The sequence below is a fragment of the Burkholderia sp. KCJ3K979 genome (assembly GCF_016759955.1).
GTDB lineage: Bacteria > Pseudomonadota > Gammaproteobacteria > Burkholderiales > Burkholderiaceae > Burkholderia > Burkholderia orbicola.
The window spans coordinates 1-17,972 of record NZ_JACFYV010000014.1 but is presented as its reverse complement, the minus strand read 5'-3'; the positions used below and the strand labels follow the sequence as shown (position 1 = coordinate 17,972).

At 68.4% G+C, this 17,972-nt stretch carries 20 protein-coding genes and 1 pseudogene; 4 read left to right on the top strand and 17 right to left on the bottom strand.

The window, feature by feature from the left end; genetic code table 11:
• Nucleotides 1–27: 27 nt before the first annotated feature.
• From H3O04_RS05605 to H3O04_RS05595, 3 genes are all read right to left on the bottom strand, one after another.
• Complete coding sequence (locus H3O04_RS05605) at nucleotides 28–954, bottom strand: TauD/TfdA dioxygenase family protein (RefSeq protein WP_006481267.1); 927 nt, start codon at nucleotides 952–954, stop codon at nucleotides 28–30.
• A gap of 209 nt (nucleotides 955–1,163) precedes the next feature.
• Nucleotides 1,164–2,171: an SDR family oxidoreductase gene (locus H3O04_RS05600; protein WP_027810850.1), complete on the bottom strand. Its 1,008-nt coding sequence runs from the start codon at nucleotides 2,169–2,171 to the stop codon at nucleotides 1,164–1,166.
• Nucleotides 2,172–2,244: 73 nt separating this feature from the next.
• Nucleotides 2,245–2,526 carry a hypothetical protein gene (locus tag H3O04_RS05595; protein ID WP_202587297.1) on the bottom strand — a complete coding sequence of 94 codons (282 nt, stop codon included), beginning with the start codon at nucleotides 2,524–2,526 and terminating at the stop codon, nucleotides 2,245–2,247.
• Between the two features lie 285 nt (nucleotides 2,527–2,811).
• Between H3O04_RS05595 and H3O04_RS05590 the strand changes: the two genes are divergently transcribed.
• Nucleotides 2,812–2,958 (top strand): hypothetical protein, encoded by a 147-nt coding sequence (locus H3O04_RS05590; protein ID WP_023476607.1) that lies wholly within the window; start codon nucleotides 2,812–2,814, stop codon nucleotides 2,956–2,958.
• A 77-nt stretch (nucleotides 2,959–3,035) separates the two neighbouring features.
• Here H3O04_RS05590 and H3O04_RS05585 read toward each other — a convergent pair whose 3' ends face one another.
• The 4 genes from H3O04_RS05585 to H3O04_RS05570 form a co-directional block, all read right to left on the bottom strand.
• On the bottom strand, nucleotides 3,036–3,200 hold the full coding sequence (locus H3O04_RS05585; RefSeq protein WP_023476606.1) for a zinc ribbon-containing protein: 165 nt from the start codon (nucleotides 3,198–3,200) through the stop codon (nucleotides 3,036–3,038).
• A 36-nt stretch (nucleotides 3,201–3,236) separates the two neighbouring features.
• Nucleotides 3,237–3,509, bottom strand: coding sequence for a DUF2934 domain-containing protein (locus H3O04_RS05580; protein WP_202587296.1), 273 nt, complete (start codon nucleotides 3,507–3,509; stop codon nucleotides 3,237–3,239).
• Between the two features lie 26 nt (nucleotides 3,510–3,535).
• Entirely contained in the window at nucleotides 3,536–3,961 is a 426-nt protein-coding gene (locus tag H3O04_RS05575; protein WP_202587295.1) for a CBS domain-containing protein, read from the bottom strand.
• A 71-nt stretch (nucleotides 3,962–4,032) separates the two neighbouring features.
• Nucleotides 4,033–4,743, bottom strand: coding sequence for an MgtC/SapB family protein (locus H3O04_RS05570; RefSeq protein WP_077179803.1), 711 nt, complete (start codon nucleotides 4,741–4,743; stop codon nucleotides 4,033–4,035).
• Between the two features lie 509 nt (nucleotides 4,744–5,252).
• On the opposite strand from H3O04_RS05570, the gene H3O04_RS05565 reads away from it, so the two are divergent.
• Both H3O04_RS05565 and H3O04_RS05560 read left to right on the top strand, forming a co-directional pair.
• Nucleotides 5,253–5,537 carry a helix-turn-helix domain-containing protein gene (locus H3O04_RS05565; protein WP_011545460.1) on the top strand — a complete coding sequence of 95 codons (285 nt, stop codon included), beginning with the start codon at nucleotides 5,253–5,255 and terminating at the stop codon, nucleotides 5,535–5,537.
• On the top strand, nucleotides 5,527–6,831 hold the full coding sequence (locus H3O04_RS05560; protein ID WP_202587294.1) for a HipA domain-containing protein: 1,305 nt from the start codon (nucleotides 5,527–5,529) through the stop codon (nucleotides 6,829–6,831). The genes H3O04_RS05565 and H3O04_RS05560 overlap by 11 nt, the downstream gene beginning before the upstream one ends.
• A 69-nt stretch (nucleotides 6,832–6,900) precedes the next feature.
• Here the strand turns inward: H3O04_RS05560 and H3O04_RS05555 are convergent, their stop codons facing one another.
• Nucleotides 6,901–7,866 (bottom strand): SDR family NAD(P)-dependent oxidoreductase, encoded by a 966-nt coding sequence (locus H3O04_RS05555; protein ID WP_202587293.1) that lies wholly within the window; start codon nucleotides 7,864–7,866, stop codon nucleotides 6,901–6,903.
• Nucleotides 7,867–8,005: 139 nt separating this feature from the next.
• Between H3O04_RS05555 and H3O04_RS05550 the strand changes: the two genes are divergently transcribed.
• Complete coding sequence (locus H3O04_RS05550; RefSeq protein WP_023476599.1) at nucleotides 8,006–8,926, top strand: AraC family transcriptional regulator; 921 nt, start codon at nucleotides 8,006–8,008, stop codon at nucleotides 8,924–8,926.
• Nucleotides 8,927–9,069: 143 nt separating this feature from the next.
• On the opposite strand, the gene H3O04_RS05545 is transcribed toward H3O04_RS05550, so the two are convergent.
• The 9 genes and pseudogenes from H3O04_RS05545 to H3O04_RS05505 all read right to left on the bottom strand — a co-directional run.
• Nucleotides 9,070–9,600: an OsmC family protein gene (locus tag H3O04_RS05545; protein ID WP_202587292.1), complete on the bottom strand. Its 531-nt coding sequence runs from the start codon at nucleotides 9,598–9,600 to the stop codon at nucleotides 9,070–9,072.
• A gap of 60 nt (nucleotides 9,601–9,660) precedes the next feature.
• On the bottom strand, nucleotides 9,661–10,731 hold the full coding sequence (locus tag H3O04_RS05540) for a substrate-binding domain-containing protein (protein WP_202587291.1): 1,071 nt from the start codon (nucleotides 10,729–10,731) through the stop codon (nucleotides 9,661–9,663).
• A 166-nt stretch (nucleotides 10,732–10,897) separates the two neighbouring features.
• Nucleotides 10,898–11,959: an ABC transporter permease gene (locus H3O04_RS05535; RefSeq protein WP_202587290.1), complete on the bottom strand. Its 1,062-nt coding sequence runs from the start codon at nucleotides 11,957–11,959 to the stop codon at nucleotides 10,898–10,900.
• Nucleotides 11,956–13,518, bottom strand: a complete 1,563-nt coding sequence (locus H3O04_RS05530) for a sugar ABC transporter ATP-binding protein (RefSeq protein WP_202587289.1) — start codon at nucleotides 13,516–13,518, stop codon at nucleotides 11,956–11,958. The genes H3O04_RS05535 and H3O04_RS05530 overlap by 4 nt, the downstream gene beginning before the upstream one ends.
• A gap of 102 nt (nucleotides 13,519–13,620) precedes the next feature.
• Nucleotides 13,621–15,003, bottom strand: a complete 1,383-nt coding sequence (locus H3O04_RS05525; RefSeq protein WP_011545468.1) for an LLM class flavin-dependent oxidoreductase — start codon at nucleotides 15,001–15,003, stop codon at nucleotides 13,621–13,623.
• 26 nt (nucleotides 15,004–15,029) lie between these two features.
• On the bottom strand, nucleotides 15,030–15,797 hold the full coding sequence (locus tag H3O04_RS05520) for an ABC transporter permease (protein ID WP_202587288.1): 768 nt from the start codon (nucleotides 15,795–15,797) through the stop codon (nucleotides 15,030–15,032).
• On the bottom strand, nucleotides 15,794–16,528 hold the full coding sequence (locus H3O04_RS05515; RefSeq protein WP_202587287.1) for an ABC transporter permease: 735 nt from the start codon (nucleotides 16,526–16,528) through the stop codon (nucleotides 15,794–15,796). The genes H3O04_RS05520 and H3O04_RS05515 overlap by 4 nt, the downstream gene beginning before the upstream one ends.
• 4 nt (nucleotides 16,529–16,532) lie before the next feature.
• Nucleotides 16,533–17,336, bottom strand: coding sequence for a transporter substrate-binding domain-containing protein (locus tag H3O04_RS05510; RefSeq protein ID WP_202587286.1), 804 nt, complete (start codon nucleotides 17,334–17,336; stop codon nucleotides 16,533–16,535).
• Nucleotides 17,337–17,513: 177 nt separating this feature from the next.
• Nucleotides 17,514–17,972: pseudogene (locus H3O04_RS05505) on the bottom strand (LLM class flavin-dependent oxidoreductase); the annotation flags it as partial.

The following is a 17,972-nucleotide window of genomic DNA, read 5'->3' as shown; positions in this document are numbered from 1 at the left end:
GCGGAAATGAATGACGCGGCGCGCGGCTCAGAAAGGCGCGTCGCCTTCGATCGTCGTACGGTACAGCTTGCGGCGCAGATGGTCGGGCGTGCCGGCGGCGAGATGCATCAGCGAACGGTTGTCCCAGAACACCAGATCGTGGTCGCGCCATGCGTGCCGATACAGGTGCTCGGCGCGCACGCTGTGCGCGAACAGTTCGTCGAGCAGCGCGCGGCTTTCGTCGTCGGGCAGCCCGACGATGCGCGTCGTGAAATGCTCGCTGACGAACAGCGCCTTGCGGCCGGTTTCCGGATGGGTGCGCACGATCGGATGCACGACCGCCGCGACCTGCGCGATCTGCTCGGGCGACAGGTTCGGCCGCCACGGGCTGCGCGCCTGCAGTTCCGCATAGCGCGCGAGATACGTATGTTCTGCGCGCCGCCCTTCGACCGCGCGGCGCAGGTGCGCGGGCAGCGTGTCCCACGCGAGATGCATGTTCGCGAACAGCGTGTCGCCGCCTTCCGCCGGCAGTTCCTGCGCGTGCAGCAGCGAGCCGAGGCTCGGTTTTTCCTTGTACGACAGGTCGGAATGCCAGAAATGGCCGGCGTCGCCGAGCCCGACCGGTTTGCCGTTCTCGACGATGTTCGACACGATCAGCACTTCCGGGTGGCCGGCCAGCGCGAACTGGTGCAGCACGTGAATCTGCAGCGGGCCGAAGCGGCGGCTGAACGCGATGTGCTCGTCCGGCGTGATGCGCTGGTCGCGAAACACCAGCACGTGGTGATCGAGGTGCGCGCGATGGATGCGCGCGAAATCGTCGGCGCCAAGCGGTTGCGACAGGTTCAGGCCGATCACCTCGGCGCCGAGCGGCGCGTCGAACGGCACGATGTCGAAATGCTGCGCCGCGCCGTCCGGCCGCAAGGCGGGATGCCCGGCGGAAAGCGTTGCGGCGTCGCGGATGGCGGTAGTCGTCACGGCACGGCCCCTGATTCGGTCAAAACGCGAATCTACGAGGCCGTGCCGGACTGCGTCAACGAAGCGATTCGGATACGTTTATCTGCTGCGGTGATAAAGATCGCTGCTCGCGCATACGGCGCCGATTTGGGGGCGGAATCGCCCAAGCAGTGTCGATGACCGGTGGCGCCGGCCGCATACAGCCGCGTCGGCCTGCACCGCACAGCCGACTAAGGCTGCCCCGCCCCACCCGACGCGCCATAGATCTGCCCGGTCACGTAGCTCGAGCGCGACGAAAGCAGCTCGACGTAGATCGATGCGATCTCGGCCGGTTGCCCCGGCCGCCCCATCGGCACCTGTTCGCCGAACGTCTCCACGTTGTGCGTGGTCTGCCCGCCGCTGACCTGCAACGGCGTCCAGAACGGCCCCGGCGCGACGCCGTTGACGCGGATGCCGCGCTTGATCATCTGCTTCGCGAGCCCCTTCGTGAAATTCGCGATCGCCGCTTTCGTCATCGCGTAGTCCAGCAGGTTCGCCGACGGGTCGTACGCATTGACCGACGTCGTGTTGACGATCGCCGAACCGGGCGGCATGTGTGGAATGGCGGCCCGCGTGATCCAGAACATCGCGTAAAGGTTGGTGCGCAGCGTCCAGTCGAACTGCTCCGTGCTGATGTCGAGGATCGATTCGTGGCTCTGCTGGCGGCCCGCGTTGTTCACCAGAATGTCGAGCCCGCCGAGCGCGGCGACCGCCCGTTCGACGAGGCCGTTGCACGCGCCTTCGCTGCGAATGTCGACCGGCAGCGGCACCGCCTTGCGTCCCGCGCCGCGGATCAGGTCCACGACTTCGCGCGCATCGGGCTCCTCGTCGGGCAGATAGACGATCGCGACGTCCGCGCCTTCTCGGGCACAGGCAATCGCCACCGCGCGGCCGATGCCCGAGTCGCCGCCGGTGATCAGCGCCTTGCGGCCGTCGAGCCGGCCGCTGCCGCGATAACTGCGCTCGCCGTGATCGGGGCGCGGCGTCATGCGGCCCGCGAGGCCCGGCCAGGGCTGCTGCTGTTGCGGAAACGGCGCATGCGGATAAAGCGTGCGCGGATCGCGCGGCGCCGTATCGCCGGCGTCGGGCGCGCCGCCGCCCGTCTGCGCGAGCGTCGGCAGGGCGACGCTCGCGACCAGTCCGGCCGTCGTGCCTTGCACCCATTTGCGGCGCGACTCGGAAACTTCGTCTGATGACATGATGGACTCCGGTGCGTGGATGGCGGAACGGAACGACGCGTGACGATTCGGCCGGCGCCCCCGCTCCGGTGCGCTACAGCGGCCGCGGCCGGTTGCCCGAATCGTCGGGCGCGTCGTGCTCGTCCGGCCACGGCTTGCCGGCCGGATCGTGCGCCTCGGTCTGGCGCGGGTCGTCCGGCACCACCTTGCGCGCCTGATCGTCGGGAATCGTGTCGAGTTCGCCGCCGCCGGGCGCATGGCCGGGGCGCGCGGTCGGTTCGCCGCCACGGGTCGGGTTACGCCGCTCCGGCGTGTCGGCCGTCTCGCGCGCCGCGTCGGGCGACGCGGGGTCCTGTCGTTGACTGCCCTGGGTCATGAATTTCTCCCTGTCCGGATGGGGACTGCGTTGCGCCGCACCGCGCCTCAATGGGCAGTGCCGCGGCCCGCAACGCTTCCAGCAAACGACATGCCGTCATCAGGCTGCCCCGCCTCACCGCGAGCGAATGAATCCGCTAAAGAAATTACAAGCGGCGCGTCATACGGCGCAGCCTGCGCAACGCGAGTGGCAGCGCCGATACGAAACGCAACCCGGCACGCGCAATGCTCGAAAGCGACATGCCGGCTGCGCGCCGGTGCCCTGTCGACACCGAGGAGGACGATCATGAGCGCGACGCACACGACAAACGCGACACCGAACGACGACGAGATGACCGACACGCCGGATATTCCGCCGCCCGAGCCCGACGACGGGCGCCACGACGACCTGCCCGACTTGCCGGACCCGACCGAAGTGGGCGAGGACGGTTAGCCGATCGCGCCGCCGCAGTGCACGCTGCGGCCCGATCGCGCACGTCGCGTCGTACGATGCGACGTGCGACGGCGCCCCTACTGCTTGTTGCCCGGCTCGCGCGTACGCTCGCCATACGTGCCGTTACCGCAATGCGGGCACTTCGGGATCGGGTGTCCCGCCTGCACGTGCGTCGACCGATGGCATTTCTCGCATCGAAAGTCACCGGTCTTTTCCGCCTTTTCTCCTGCGTGCGCCGTCATCTTCGTCCTCCTTGCCGGCTCGCCGCGCACCGCGTTTCACCGCGTGCGCCGCCTTTCGTGCGCGACCTCATCGGTCGGTATGGCATCGGTGTCCTGCAGCGGCTCGCCCGGAATGCGCCGCTTCGCGGACTGATCGGCCGGCACTTCTTCTGTCTGCCCGGCGGGCTCGTCCACTGCGATACTGCCCTCGGCGTCGAGCTGCTGCTCGGCACGCTGCCAGTATTCGTCGGCCCTGCCGTCCGGCGCGCCGTCCGCCTGCCACAGCCGGTACGCGCGCTCGCGGATCTGCGTTTCCCTGTTTTCGTTCATGTCGTTCTCCGTGTCTGCCATGGCGATCACCGATCCGGGCGCGACGGCGCCGACACCGCGCCGAGCGTCGACGACATCGCGCCGTCCGCGGCGCTCGCCAGATCACCCAGCGCGACGATGCCGACCAGCCGCTTCTGCCGGTCGACCACCGGCACGCGGCGGATCTGCGCGTCCTCCATCTTCTTTTGCACCACCGAAATGTCGTCGTCCTCGTAACACCAGTTCGCGGGCCCGCTGACGACACCTTCGACCGCCTCGTCCGGCGGCACGCCCATCGACACCGCACGCACGACGATGTCGCGGTCCGTCAGCATGCCGATCAGGCGCGTGCCGTCGCATACGGGCAGCGCGCCGACGTTCAGGTCGTTCATCAACCGGGCCGCCTCGCGCAGGCTCTGCGTCGGCCCGATGGTCGCGGCGTCGCGTGTCATTACTTCCGATACACATGTCATGTTTCGCTCCTTGATCAACCGCCCACGGCGGCTTGCTGCACGAGCATCGCGCGTTCCGGCCGTCGGGCCGGTCAGTTCTCCGTCGAGCAGCGGACCGACGTCAGGTCGGCCGATTCGACGATCCGCATCAGTTGCTTCAGCATCACGTCGGCGCCGATCGCTTCGCGCCACTGCACGAACAGTTCTTCCTCGCGCACCGCCCGGGCGGCCGTTTCGCAAAAGCTTTTCGTCCGGCAGGTGAAACCCGCATCGCGCAGCTTCGCGGCCAGTTGCTCGCGCGCAGCCGAGCCCAGCGGATATTCGACCGTGACGAGCGCGGTCCTGACACCCCGCAAGCGCCGCTCGACGAACCGCAGCGGCCAGACGACCAGCAGCGCGAGCGCCAGCCCGAGCACGCCGAGCGACAACTGGCCGCCGCCGATGCACAGCCCGATGACCGTCACGAACCATAGCGTCGCGGCCGTGGTGACGCCCGACACGAGGCCGTCGCGATGCAGGATCGCGCCGCCGCCGATGAAGCCCATCCCGGTCAGGATGCCGAGCGGCAGCCGCATCAGGTCGAGCACCGAGAACGCGCCCTCCGGTTTTCCCGCCTGCAGCAGCAGCGCATTGACCTGCAGCATCGACAGGCATGCGGCGAGACAGACGAGGATCGTCGTGCGCAGGCCGGCCGTCTTGCCGGATTCGCTGCGGTCGACGCCGATCAGCCCGCCCGCGACCAGCGCAAGCGCGATCCTGGCGAGCACGTCGTGCCACTGCAGTACGACCGGCATCGGTTCCATACGCCCTCCCATGCAAATCGTCATGTGTCATGTGTCGGGGCGCGAACGCCGCCGCCGACGCTTGCCGGCCGCAAGGATCGGGCCTGCTTTCCGGGTGCGACGGCGCGTGTAGCGTGTCGGGGAAATTGTAGAAAGGGGCGTTCCGCGGACAGCGTGCCGCGGTGGCGAAAGGTTCGGGCCGAATCTGTTCGCGGAACGATCGAGGATCGTCGCTCGGCGCGCGGAACGGCCGCGGACTGACTGCCGAGGCGGACATCCAGCGGGCGCCGTCGTCGGCGTGGCCGGTGGGGCGCGTGCAAAGGTGCCACGGTCTCCGCCTTCTCCGTATCCGATCGGATACGAACATCGTCACAGCACGCCTTTCTCGGCGATCCGCTCCCGATCGGGAACGAAATAAAGATTACAGCTTGCGGGATCCGCCGTTCGTTCCCGTACGAATACGAATTGCTGCCGAATCCGATGAGGTATGCAATACTGTTCCCGATCAGATACGAAGCACGGAGAACGTTATGTCGGAGTCCCAATCCGTCGACACGATCGGCGCGCTCGCCCACTTCATTCGCGCCGCGCGAATCCAGCAAGGGTTCACCCGGGACGAACTCGCGAACGCGACCGGGCTGTCGCCGAAATTCATCAGCCAGGTGGAAGCCGGCAAGCCGACCGCCCAAATCGGCAAGGTCATGCTGCTGCTGGGCGAACTGGGCGTGCGGCTGTATGCCGAGTCGTCGATCGAGATCTCCGAAGCCACCGCGCTGAAGGCCGCGCAACGCCGCAGGAGCAGCCATGGCGGCTAGAACGCTGATCGCATCCGCGAACGGCGTGCGCATGGGCACGCTGACAGACGACAAGGGGATCTGGTCGTTCGCGTACGACCCGCAATGGCTCGCGTCACCCGTCGCATATCCGCTGTCGCCGGCGTTTCCGCTGCGCGCGGGCGTGTTCACCGACACATCGACCGATCGCCCGGTCCAGTGGTTCTTCGACAACCTGCTGCCCGAGGAGGGCATGCGCACGTCGCTCGCGCGCGAGGCGAAGGTCGATGCGGCCGACGCGTGGGGCCTGCTCGCATACTTCGGCCGCGAATCGGCCGGCGCGCTGACGCTGCTGGCCGATGGCGAGCAGGAAACGCCCGGCGGCCTGCAGCCGCTGTCGCTCGACGAACTCGAGCGCCGGATCCTGGCGATGCCCGAGCGCGCGCTGACCGCCACCGCGCCCAAGCGCATGTCGGCGGCCGGCGCGCAGCAGAAGCTGCTGCTGGTGTTGCGCGGCGATGCGCCCGACTACGCGCTGTTCGAGCCGGTCGGCAGCGAACCGTCGATGCACCTGCTCAAACCCGACATGCGCGCGGCCGGCTATCCGCATTCGGCGATCAACGAGTTCTTCTGCATGCAGCTCGCGAAGAAGATGGGGCTCGACGTGCCGGACGTGCATTTCCTGCGCGCGCCGTCCGCCTGCTACGTGATCGACCGGTTCGACCGCGACATCGCGTCCGAACCGGCCGGGCGCGTGCATACGATCGACGCGATGCAGTTGCTCAACTACGACCGCGGTTTCAAGTACCAGCGGGCGAATGCGCAGGAGCTCGCCCGCGCGATCGACCGCACCAGCACGCGCGCACTGACACGCCTGTCGGTGTTCCGCTGGACTGTGTTCAACGTGGTGGTCGGCAATGCCGATGCGCACCTGAAGAACCTGTCGTTCTTCGTCGACGCGCGCGGCTACCGGCTCGCGCCGTTCTACGACATCATCAGCACGGTCGTGTATCACACGCCGACGCACCGGCCCGACCATCGCGGCGAGCACTGGCCGCACTGCGAGCTGACGATGCCGCTCGGGCATGCGACGCGGTTCGCCGATATCGACGCGAATGCGCTGGTCGCGTTCGGTCAGGCGCTCGGGCTCAGGGAGAAAGCGGCCGCCAGCGAACTGCAGCGCTTTCTCGAGCCGCTCGATCGTCACGTCGAGCAGACGCTCGATGAAGTGCGAAACATCGCGCATCCGGACGCCGGGGAAATGCGGTTGCTGAATTCAATCGTCGCGATGCCGATCGCGGAGATGGGGGGCGCGCTGCGGCAGGCGCGCGGCTAGCTTGCCGCGCGCGAGTATCGAACCGCCGCCGATACCCGCGCGGCGCCCGGCCTGGCGAATGCCTGGGCGTCAGCCCCGCGCCGCAAACGCATCGACGCCCGTCGCTGCCGCGGACCACGCCCACAGCCGCGCCGCGTCCTCCGGATCGATCGCATGCGGCCGCACGCCCGACTCCTCATTGCCGCGCGTCACCGTCGCGACGTCGCAATCCTCGCAATAGACGCCGCCGAGATCGGCCAGACGCGGCGACGTCGCCGCCCATACCTGGGTTGCCGCTCCCTGCGCGGGCGTCTTGAACGTCGGATCGATCGGCACGCCGTGTTCGTCGACCCAGCCCTGCGCCATCATTTCCTCGCGCGTCAAATGACGCTGCAGCGGCGTCGCGATCTTGCCCGGATGCAGCGAATACGCGCGAACGCCGTACGGCGCACCGAGCACGTCGAGCTGTACCGCGAACAACGCATTGGCGGTTTTCGACTGCCCGTACGCGAGCCATTTGTCGTAACCACGCGCGAAATCGATATCGTCCCAGCGGATCGACGACAGCCGGTGCCCGAGCGACGACACCGCCACCACGCGGGCGCCGCCGCCATGCGCGAGCACGGGCCACAGCCGGTTGACGAGCGCGTAGTGACCGAGGTGATTGACGGCCAGCTGCGCTTCCCGACCGTCGCCCAAGCGAGTCTCCGGGCACGCCATGATGCCCGCGCTGTTGATGACGATATGCACGTGGCGTCCCGCATCGACGAACCGCGCGGCGAATGCGGCCACGCTCGCGGCGTCGGCAAGTTCGAGCGCCGCGATCTCCACGCCGGCGATGTCGTGCGTCGCCTCGCGCGCGGCCGCGACGCTCCGTGCGCCGACGACGACGTGCGCACCGGCCTGCGCCAGCGCCCGCGTGGTTTCGACGCCGAGACCCGAATGGCCGCCGGTGACGACCGCGGTCTTGCCGTGCAGGTCGAGGCCGGCCAGGACGTCGCTCGCCGTCGAGGCGGCGTCGAATCCGGAATGAAGGGGATGCTGCCTGCTCGTCATCGAAAGCTCCAGAAACGGTGCGCGAAGCACGCAGCCGCCCATCGGCCGCGTTACTGCACGAACGCATTCTCCAGCGGCGCATCCGGACTGTGAATGCAATAGAATCCGGTTTTTCGTCGAGATCGTCCGGGGAATGCGCGTGGACCCGCTATCGGAAGTGCTGTCGCTGCTGGAAACGCGCGACTCGTTTTTCACCGGCCTGCGCGCCGGCGGCCCGTGGGCGGTCGACCTTCCCCCGCCCGACGGAATCAAGTTCAACGCGGTGGTCGAAGGCAGCTGCTGGCTGACCGTCGACGGTGCGGGGCCGCCCGTTCGGCTGCGCACGGGAGACTGCTTCCTGCTCGCCGCGCCACGGGCATTTTCGCTGGCGAGCGATCCGTCGGTCGCGCCGGTGCCTGCGGCCGACGTGTACCGGCATCTCGAACGCGGTGTCGCGCACTACGGCGAGCCGGCCGACTGCTTTCTGATCGGCGGCCGCTTCGCGTACGAGGAACGCATGCCGCTGCTGCTCGGCAGCCTGCCACCCGTGGTGATCGTGAGCGGCGATTCCGAACCGGCGGCGGTGCTGCGCTGGTCGCTGCAGCAGCTCGCACGGGAATTCGGCGCGTCGTCGCCGGGCGGGTCGCTGATGGTTCGACATCTCGGACACATGATGCTGGTGCAGATCCTGCGGCGCTACGTGGACGCCGGCGCGAACGGCGATGTCGGGTGGCTGGCCGGGTTCGCGGATGCGCGGGTCAGCGCGGCGCTGGCCGCGATTCACGCGGCGCCCGAACGGCGCTGGACCGTCGACGCGCTGGCGGCCTGCTGCCACGTGTCGCGTTCGACGTTCGCGCTGCATTTCAAGCGGCGGCTGGGGTTCGGGCCACTCGAATACGTGCTGAGGTGGCGGATACAGCTGGCGATGCGCGAACTGCGCCGCTCGAATGCGTCGATCTCGGCGATCGCGCAGCGGCTCGGCTACGACTCGGATAGCGCGTTCGGCCACGCGTTCAAACGCATCGTGGGCTGCTCGCCGCGCGCCTATCGTCATGACGTGACGAAGGAACCGGGAAACTAGCGTCGTGACCGCCCTCCCCGGGCGCGCGATGGTGCGAATCCGTCAACGCCACGCTTTCGCATCACGACCATCGGGATAAGTATTCTTATCACAATGGATCGATTTCAATTCAAAACTCGACCGTGCGACAACGCGTCGGCGTATCACCCGCCGGTATGCCGCAATTCCCCGTCGATGTGCTGCGGCAGCCGCAGCAGGTTGAAGATCGGGCACACCTCCTCCACCGCCTGATGCAATGCACGAATGGCCTCCGCCGACTCCGGCGACACGATGTCCAGCGTATAGCGGAGGTTGTGCGGGAATACCGGCACATGCTCGAACCCCGGCTGCTGCGCGAGCGGATGCTGGTCGCCGGTGACTTCGACTTCGATCGCGTCGATCTTCAGCCCCCGCTCCGCGGCCTGGATCAACGTGATGTGCGTGAGGCAACTGCCGAGCACGCCGAGCTGCAACTCCGGCGATGCGGGCCCGAGGTTGTAGCCCGCGAAATCGGCCGGGCTGTCGCTGATCACCTGGAAATCGCGAATCCGGATCTCGCGCACGCCGCTGCGGCCAAGCGCGCGCACGGTCGCCTTCAGCGGCGTCGCCTTGAAATCGGGATCGTTGCGGGCGGCCTGCTGCTTCGCGTGCCACGCATCGCGCTTTTGCGCGAGATAGTCGTTCAGGGTCGTCATGGTCGAGTCATGGGTAGGCGGCACGCAGGCGACCGATCGGTTCGCTGCGTGCCAGCGCGATCAGTCGAGCGCCGGAATCCACGCGGCCGTCGCCGCGTCGCTCGCGCGAAACGCCGGAAACTTCGCGCCGAGTTCGGCCACGGTACGAATGTCGTTCTTCACGAGGTCGTCGCGCGTGATCAGCGTCGGCTTGACCGCGATGCGCGCGCCCGGGTTTTGCCCGGCGACCAGCAACGCCGCAGCCCGCACCGACACCGCGCCGACGACCGCCGGATTGGTCGCGGCCGTCGCGACCCACGCGCTGTTCGGCGCGCGGATGGCCGCGATGTCGGCCGTCGACACGTCCGCGCTGTAAATGCGAATTTTCGACGAGAGCCTGGCCTCGTCGGCCGCGAGCTTCGCGCCGCGCGCGAACTCGTCGTACGGGGCGAACACGACGCGAATGTCCGGATTCGCACGGTACGCGGCGGCCGCCTGGTTCGCGATCGACTGCGCGATCGGATTGTCGACGGTGCCCCAGCGCGCCTTTTCCTGCACCTTCGGGTGCGCGCGCTTGAAATCGCGCCACGCGGCATCGCGCCGGTCGAGCGGCGCGAATCCGGCCACGTACACGTACCCGGCAGAGAACGCGTCGCCGTTGTCCTTCACGGCCTGATCGAGCAGCAGGTTCGCGAGGTCGCGATCGTTCTGCTCGATCTGCGGCACCTTCGGATTGGCGAGATCGACGTCGAACGCGACGACCTTGATGCCTTTGTCGAGCGCGCGCTGAACGACGTCCTTCAGCGATTCCGGCAAGCCGTGATTCACGATGATCGCGGACACGCCGATGCTGATTGCCTGCTGAATCTGCTCGCGCTGCTCGGCCGCGTCCTGCCGGCCTTCGTAGATGCGCAGATCGATGCCGAGCGCGCGTGCCTGCTTCTGCGCGCCGGCTTCGTAGGCCTGGAAGAAATCGCCGGTCGACAGGTAGTTGACGAGCGCGATCTTCACGCCGCCCTTGTCGAACGGCGCGGGCGCGCCCTTGAGCGGGCCGGCGTGTGCCGCGGGCACACCGAGCGCGAGCGCGGCGCCCAATACGAGTGCACCGAGTTTCGGTTCGAGGCGCGACTTTCGGCGAAGCAACGAGCGCATGGCGGGTCTGTCTCCGTACAGGACGATATCGACTCAATCTATCAGCACGGCACGCGAACTCAAACCGACCGATTCGGCAATCGATATTACTTTGGATAACAAACAGTCAGGCCTTCGGGTTATTCGAACCAGTCAGTGCCTGTACCAAGGCTTGCGACCTCACCCGTCACGCCCGCGCATCCGCACGGCGACCGATGCCGAACGTGAACGCGAGGGCCAGCACGAGCAGCACGCCCTTGATGAAATCCTGCATATAGTAGGGAGCGTTCAGCATCGTGAGCCCGTTGAGCAGCACGCCGACGAACACCGCGCCGACGACCGTGCCGAACACGTTGGGCCGCTTCGCGCCCCACACCGCGTAACCGATCAGCGCGGCGGCCACCGCGTCGAGCAGCAGCGAATGGCCCGCGCTGACGTCGCCGCGGCCGACCCGCGCGGCGATCAGCACGCCGCCCAGCGATGCGATCGCGCCCGACACGACATACGCGGCGACGCGGTAGCGCGCGGCCGGCGCACCGGCCAATCGCGCAGCCGTTTCGTTGCCGCCGATCGCATAGATCACGCGGCCCCAGCGCGTCGCTTCCATCGTGACGCAGGCCAGCACCGTCACCGCCGCGAGCAGCAGCACCGGCAACGGTACGACGTCGAACACGCGCAGCCGGCCGAGCGCGAGGAACGCGTCGGGGAACACGCCCGTCGCGTCCGTGCCGTCGGGCAGCACGGAGCCGGTCGCGAGCGAGCGGCCGCCGGTCGGGATTAACTGCAGGCCGGCCAGCAGGAACAGCGTGCCGAGCGTCGCGAGCTGGTCGGGCACGCGCAACCGCGTGATCAGCAAGCCGTTGAACAACCCGGCGGCCACGCCGAGCACGACGCAGGCGAGCACGGCCGCCCATGCGCTGCCGTGCCAGACGACCAGCACGTAGCTCGCGGCCATCTGCGCGGTCGCGGCCACGCTGCCGACCGACAGGTCGAAACCGCCGGCCGCGAGCGTGACCGTCACGCCGATGCCGAGCAGCGCGACGATCGACACCGCCTGGAGGATGCTGAACAGATTGTCGAGGTTCAGGAACGCAGGCTCCCTGAGCGCGAACACGACCACGAGAACGGCCAGCACGAGCAGGATGCCCGTCCGCTCGAGCGCATCGCGGATGCGCGCCGGCCCGCGGCGCAACGACCGTTCGACGGATGCGGCTTGACGCACAGCGGAAGAAGAAGTCACGGGTTTCATGAGCAGGCACCCACGATGGAGGAAGTCGGAGACAGGCCATCGAGCGTCGCGCGATCGAACCGCACGATACGATCGGCGATCTCGGCGGCTTCCTCGAGATCGCTGACGAATACGATCGTCGTGCGCTCATGCGCATGACGCCGCAGCGTATCGACGATATCGGCGCGCGCGCCCGCATCGATGCCCTGGAACGGTTCGTCGAGCAGCAACAGCCGCGCCGACTCGGCGTGCCAGCGCGCGAGCACGACCTTCTGCTGGTTGCCGCCGGACAGGTGCGCGACGCGATCGTCCGGCCCCTCGCAGCGAATCCCGAACCGCGCGATCGCCGCGGCGGCCGCCGTGCGTTCGCGCGTTCGGTGCACCGCGCCGCTCGCGAACCAGCGCGACAGGAACGGAAAGCCGATGGTGCCCGCGATCGACGCGAACGGGACGCTGTCGGGAAACAGTGACGTGCGCCAGCGATCCTCGCCGGCCAGGAATACGCCGGCGCGAATCGCATCGGCGGGCGTTCGTGGCCGCCACGGCCGTCCATCGAGCGTCATCTCGCCGGCGGCCGCCCGCACCGCGCCGAAGATCGTCCGCGCGAAGCGCGACTTGCCGCCGCCGACCGGGCCCGCGATCGCGACGATCTCGCCGCGCCGGACATCGAGGTCGAACGGCGTGCTGGTCGGCGTCAACCGGATCTGCCGCACGCTGAAGCCTGATCCGGGCCCGGATTCGGCCGGTGCGACCCGCTCCGACGCCACCGCACGCGTACGCGGCAACGGCCGGCCGATCATCGTTTCCACCGCGGCGTCGAAATCGATCGGCGCGGCCAGATCCGCGACGATCCGGCCATCGCGGACGATCGCCGCGCGATCCGCGATACGACGCAGATCGCCGAGCCGATGCGACACCAGCAGGATGGCGACGCCATCGCGGCGCAACGCATCCACCAGCTCGAACAGTCGCTCGGCCTCCGCCGCCGACAGGCTGGCGGTCGGCTCGTCGAGGATCAGCAACGACGGCTGGCCGGCCAGCGCACGGGCCAGAGTCACGCGCTGCTGATCGGCCAGCGACAGCGAGGCGAGCGGCGCCGCCAGATCGACGTCGAGCCCGACCCGCGCGGCGAACGAACGCGCCGCGGCACGCCGCGCGGCTGGCGGCGCGCGCCACGGCGAGGCCGGGTCGCACAGCCGGTCCAGCAGCAGGTTGTCGGCGATCGACAGCGTCGGCACGACGGCGTCAGCCACCGACTGGTGCACGGTCGCGACGCCGAGCCGCTTGGCCACGTGTGGCGACGCCGGCCGATACGGTTCGCCGCGCAGCGTCAGCGTGCCGCCGTCCGCTTGCAGCGCGCCGCTCAGGATCTTGACGAAGGTCGACTTGCCCGCGCCGTTCGCGCCCATCAGCGCGACGACTTCGCCGGCGCCGATCGACAGGTCGAGCGCCGCCAGCGCGACGGTCGCGTCGAAGCGTTTCGCGATGCCCGTGACGCTCAGGACGGGCGGCGATGCCGATCGATGGGGTCGAGCTTCGCGCCGCGTCGCCTCCATGGTTTCGTTCGTCGCGCTATTCATGCCGGACGATCCCGGTCGGCACGATGCAGTTGCGGCAGGAACAGTACGTCATCGATCATGTCACGCCACTCCGATGAAAGTCGTTCGGCATTGATCGGCTGGTCAGACCGCTTCCGGCACGGGAAACCGGAACGATGCGCCATAGGCCGTGTCCGGCAGGCGGTCGCCGCCGCCCAGCCGTGAACGGAAGGTGCCGCCCGCCGGCGACGTCCGGTACAGGCCGCGCTTCTTCAGCTCAGGCACGATCAGTTCGGCGAAATCGTCGAGCGTGCCCGGGCTGATCAGCGGATTGAGCATGTAGCCGCTCGTCGTCGACTGCCGCGCATGCTCGGCGAGCTGATCCGCGACTTCGTCCGGCGCGCCGACGAGGATCAGGTCGGTGCCGCGCGTGACGCTCGCGAACTTGCGCCGCACGTCGCCGGCGGTGAGCGGCTTGCCGCTGCCGTCCGGCCGCACCACGTAGGACGTCAGCCCTTCCGTCTGCGTCGTCAGCGGTTCGTCGTCCGCATAGCGGTCGATGTCGATGCCGGTGTCGCCCGCATAGCTGACGAGTTGCGCGTGCTGGTGATAGTGCTGCTGCAGCGAGTGATACTTCTCCTTCGCGTCGCTCGACGAGCGCGCCGTGACGATCCGCAGCACCGTCAGCGACTTCACGTCGTCCGCCGCGCGGCCGCGTTCGGCCGCGAGCCGCCGAATCTCGTCGAGGCCCGTGCGAATCTCGTGCGGATTCGATTTCGCGACGAACACCACCTCCGCGTGCTTCGCCGCGAACGCGCGCCCACGCCCCGACCAGCCGGCCTGGATCAGCACGGGCGAGCGCTGCGGCGACGGCGCGCACACGTGCGGCCCCTGCACGCGATAGTGCGCGCCTTCGTGCGCGATCGGCCGCACGCGCTCGCCTCGCGCATAGCGCGGCGCGTGCTTGTCGGCGACGACCGCGTCGTCCGCCCAGCTTCCCTCCCACAGCTTGTACACGACGTCGAGAAATTCCTCGGCGCGTGCGTAGCGTTCGTCATGGCCGATCATCTGGTCGAGCCCGAAGTTGCGCGCCGCGCTCGTCAGGTAGGACGTCACGATGTTCCAGCCGATCCGGCCGTTGCTCAGGTGATCGAGCGTGCTGAAGCGACGCGCAAGCGCGAACGGGTGCTCGTAGGTCGTGCTCGCCGTCACGCCGAACGCGAGCCGTTCGGTCTGCGCAACGAGCGCCGGGATCAGCATCATCGGGTCGTTCGCGGGCGCCTCGACCGCCCACTGCACCGCCGCGTCGGCCGATCCGCCATAGACGTCGTACAGGCCGAGCACGTCCGCGAAGAACAGCATGTCGAGCTCGGCCTGCTCGGCCGTGCGCGCGAGGTTCGACCAGAACGCAAGGGTATTCGCGCGCAGCCGTTCGTCGGCCGGATGGGTCCACAGGCTCGGCGCGCCGCCGCAGCCGACGCTGGCTTGTTCATACAGGGAAAACAGCAAGGGGCGAGGATCGGACATCGTCGAAATCGGTACCAAGGCAGGAATCAGTTGGGTGCCGCCCACGCGCCCGACGACGCGCGGCGGCGCCGGGCAGGCACGCGTTCGTCGGGCTGGCGCGTCAGGTAGCGATTGATGCGCTGCTCGAGACGGGCGGCGGGAATGGTCAGCAGCGCGACCAGCACGACATAGACGATCGCCGCACCGGCCAGCGGTTCGTACACGCGCAACGTCTCGAAGCGCAGCGTATTGGCCGTGCCCATCACGTCGAATACGGTCACGGTCGACGCGAGGACGGTCGATTTCAGCAGCAGGATGGCCTCGCCGGTGAGCGCGGGCAGCGCAAGCCGCCACGCACGCGGGCCGACGATGCGGCGCAGCACCTGCGTGCGCGTCATCCCGTAGGCGTGGCCGGCCTCGATCTCGCCGGCCGGCACGCCGGCGATCGCGCCGCGCAGGATCGTCGCGACGTACGCGCTCTCGTTCACGCTCAGCGCGACGATCGCGTACCAGAACGCGTCGCGCAGCAGCGGCGACGCCCAGCTGTCGCGCATCCATTCGCGCGGCACGATCTGCCCGAATCCGTAGTACAGCAGATAAAGCTGAACCAGGAGCGGCGTGCCGCGGATCAGCATCAGCCAGCCGCGCGCGGACCAGCGCAGCGGCGTATGGCGCGCACCGGCCGCGAGCGCGAGCGGCACGCCCAGCAGCACGCTGGCCACACCCGATACGAGCGTCAGCGCGAGCGTGGTCGGCACCGCGGCGAGCAGCTTCGGCATCACCGTGTCGAGCAGGAACGGCAGCGAGAAGATCATGTCGTCGCGCGCCTCGTGCCGCGGTTCGCATGCCGCTCGAGCGCCGCGAAAATGCCGGTCGACGTGATGCTCAGCAGCAGGAACAGCGCAGCCGTGACCAGATAGAAGAATACGTAGTGCCGCGTCGCACCGGCCGCGAGCTGGCTCGCCTTCAGCAGATCCGTGAACGATCCGAGCACGCTGATGAACGACGCGTCCTTGGTCGCGTTCAGCCACACGTTGCCGACGCCCGGCAGCGCGAGCCGCGCCGCGGGCGGAAGCCGGATGCGCGCGAACGTCTGCCACGGCGTCATCCCGTACGCGTGCGCGGCTTCGATCTGGCCCACCGGCACGTTGGCGAGCGCCGCGCGGAAGATGTCGGTGAGATACGCACCCTGGATGAAACCGAGCGACAGCGCGGCGACGACGAACGGATCGAACGCGAAGTCGCCGGAGACGATGCCGCTGCCGCGCAGCGCGTTCTCGATGGCCGGTGCGACCGCGTAGAACGCGAGCAGCAGGCACAACAGCTCCGGCAGCGCGCGCACGAGCATCGTGTAGAGCCGCGCCAGCCACACGAGCGCCGCGTATCGCGACAGCTTGCCGAGCGCGCCGGCGATGCCGAGCAGCACGCCGGTGCAGAACGACGCGGCCGCGACGCCGAACGTCAGCGCGAACGCGCCCGCGAACACGCGGCCATAACCGCCGTCGCCGAAGGCGAGCAACGCGAGCAGCGAATCGTCCGCGGCCATGCGCTCAACGACCCTTCTCGATCGTGCCCTTCAGGTTCGGATAGCGGGCGGTGATCGCATCCCACGTGCCGTCCTGCTGCAATTGCGCGATCGCGGTCGACAGCTTGCCGCGCAGCGCATCGCCGTGGCGCACGCCCGCGCCGATGCCGAGGCCCAGCACCGGATTGTCCGCGCACGTGGCCTTGACCTCGAAGTCCTTGCCGTCGCGCGACGCGAGGAACGCCGTGAACAGTCCCTTGCCTTCCTGCACGTAGTCGACGCGGCCGGACACCAGATCCGCGAGCGCATTGTCGAACTTGTCGAACGCCTTGATCTGCGCGTCCTGCTTGAAGCGGGCATCGAGGAACGCCGAGAAGTTCGTGCCGGCCTCGACGCCGATCACGCTGCCCTTGAAGGTCGTGGGCACCGCGCAGTCGACACGGCGCCGGTCGCTTTTCGCGCCGACGAACACCGTCGGCGATTCGTAATAAGCACGGCTGAAATCGATGGCTTTCTGCCGCTCGCCGGTGATCGTCATCGACGACCAGATCACGTCGATCTTGCGGTTCTGCAACGCCGGAATCAGGCCGTCCCACGCAATGTCGGTGAGCTCGCACCGTACGTTCAGCTTGCCGCACGCGGCATCGAGCACGTCGATTTCCCAGCCCCTCCACTTGCCGCCGGCGTCCTTCGAAAAGAACGGCGGGTACGACTCGGCATCGATGCCGACGCGCAACGTCGGCTGGGCCGCATGGGAAACCGGCGCGAGGCCGAGCACGAACAGCGCGGCCGCGACACGGCGGACCCTGGAACGCATCAAACGATTCATGTGGCGCATTTCTGAAATAACGTCGGAACGACCGGCGTGGCAGCCGGCAGGAGGCGTGACTGTAATGCGCGCCGAAGCGTGTACCAAATGGTTATTTTTGCGATGGATATCTGATCGCGCGATATGCGCCGAACCGCGCACCGGCCAACGTCCTCGCCCGGTACGCGGGTCATCCGCTCACGCCGCCACGGCCTCGCGCCGCAACGCCGGCAGTTCCAGATTCGCGCGGAAATCGCCGCCCACATAGTCGGTATCGAGCAAATCGCGCCGCCGCAATTCGGGCAGCAAGCCGTTGAGCAGCAGGTCCTCCTGGTCCGGCTGGCCGAGCCCGTGCAGCGACAGCACGTCGACGAGTCCCGCGCGATAACGCGTCTCGATCGCGTCGGCGAGCTGCTCCGGCGTGCCGGCGACGAACCAGTGGCCGGTCTCCTGCGCGCGGATGATCAGCTCGCGCAGCGTCAGCCGCTGGCGCGCGTAGCCGACGAAGATCGCCACGCGTCCGCGCCGGCGGTGCACGCTGTCGATCGCCGGCAGCAGCGATGACGGCAACGGCTGGTCGAGCGGCAGGCCGCTCAGGTCGACGCCGCCGCCCAGCATGTCGGCGAGCTTCAGCCTGCCCTGCTCGTAATCGATGCG